This is a genomic window from Streptomyces mesophilus, from assembly GCF_011044995.1.
Taxonomy (GTDB): Bacteria; Actinomycetota; Actinomycetes; order Streptomycetales; family Streptomycetaceae; genus Streptomyces; species Streptomyces mesophilus.
Genome location: NZ_JAAKZW010000446.1, coordinates 1 through 1,710 on the forward strand (window position 1 = coordinate 1; position 1,710 = coordinate 1,710).

General features: G+C 74.7%; 1 protein-coding gene and 1 pseudogene. Both read right to left on the reverse strand.

The features are described 5' to 3' along the window. Window positions 1-304, reverse strand: a pseudogene (locus G6045_RS41055) (ice-binding family protein); the annotation flags it as partial. A 9-nt stretch (window positions 305-313) separates the two neighbouring features. Further along, window positions 314-1,710 (reverse strand): outer membrane protein assembly factor BamB family protein (locus tag G6045_RS40465; protein WP_206344821.1); only part of this gene is annotated, 1,397 nt, incomplete at its 5' end.

A 1,710-nucleotide genomic window follows, 5' to 3' on the forward strand; every position in this document is an offset into this window, starting at 1 on the left:
CGGCTCCCCCACCACCCTCGGCTCCCGCGCCGCCACCTGCCCCGTCCTCCGGCTCGCCACCCGTGGCCCCGCGCCCGCCCGGACCCGACGCACGCTCCGCCGGGCTCCGTCCGGACGGGCGGGTGTCCTCAGCGGGCACGGCACCCCCGGTGGGCACGGCGTCCCCGGTCGGCATGGCGTCTCCGGTCGGCATGGCGTCTCCGGTCGGCACGGCGTCCCCGGTCGGCACGGCATCCTCCGTCGCGGCAGCGTCCTCCGCCGGCCGGCCGGGCGTCTCGGAGTGCCTGTGTTCCTCGTCCGTCATCGGAAGTCCTCACATCACAGGAAGGGCGTAGACCGAAGGCCCGTTGACGATCAGGGCCAGGCGGCCCGCGGTGTGCACCTGGTAGCCGTCGGTGCCGTCCGCGACGGCGAAGCGCCAGAGCTCGGTACCGGTGCGCGGGTCGAGCGCGACCACCCCCAGGCGGTGCGCGGCGAGCAGCGTGCGGCCCGACTCGGTGATCGAGAGCCAGGGCGGGATGATCTGCTTCGTCGTCCTGTCGCGGACCAGGTCCACCGGCAGCCGGTGGCGCCAGTGTTCGCGGTGCGTGTCCAAGTCGACGGCGTGCACGGTCTGATGCGGGCCCGCGAGGAAGTACAGCGGACCGTCGACCCCTTTGACACGGCGGGCCAGGGTGGTGTCGGGCTTGCGGGAGATCTCGCCTTCGGGCTCGTCGTAGAGGTCCAGGCTCCACCGCGGTGCGTCGGCATCCACGTGAGCGGCCCGCAGCCTGCCGCGGTACATCTCCAGGAGCTGCTCGGAGTACGGGTCGTAGTCGAGCAGGGACATCAGCCCCTCGGGCCAGTCGTGGACCCGTTCCCAGCGCTTGCGGCCCGTATGGCCGTCGATGCGGTAGATGCGCGCACCGCCGGGCATGCGGCGCTCCATGAGGTGGACGTCGTCGCCGAGTCCGGGGACCGCGATCAGGACGAGGTCCCCGAGCTCCCCGGTCCTGACCCGCAGGCGCCAGCGTTCGGTGCGCCCGGGCACCTCGAGGGCCACCACGTACGGCGGTTGGGTCTCCACGGACCCGCCCTCTTCGGGTACGGCGTGGTAGATCACGGTGCGGTCCTCGACCGACCCGTTGAGGATGGCGAGCCGGCCCTGCCCGGACATCACGGTCACGGGCTGCGTCCACAGCTCCTTGCCGTCCCGGGTCGACAGGCCGGCCAGACGCCCGGAGCGCGCGGTGACGGCCTGTCCGCCGAGCGGCAGGACGCGCTGCGGGTCCGGTAAGTCGTCGCGTGTCCACAGGACTTCACCGGTGGCGAGGCTGAGTGCCGTGAGCCGCGGCGGATCGGGAACATAGCCGATCTCCCCGCCGAACAGGCTGAGCGCCCGCACGAGCGGCTTCCCCGACGGCGCGTCGTACCGCCACAGCGCGGCCGGTGCGACACCGCGCGGCACGCGGGTTGCGGCCCTGGGCGGGGAGGGCCGCGCGCCCGGCGAGGTGAGCGCTTCGGTGCCGCCCCGGCCGAGCACCCAGCCCGCGACTCCGCCCGCGCCCAGGACGAGTCCCCCGCCGGCGGCCAGCAGAGTGCGGCGGGACAGGGCGGCCTCCCGGGCATGCACGGCGGACGACGTGGCCGCACTCGCCGCGGTACTCGACGACGCGGCCGCCGGGCGCGCACCGGACCGCGAGCTGCTCGACCGCTGCCGGCAGCCGGACC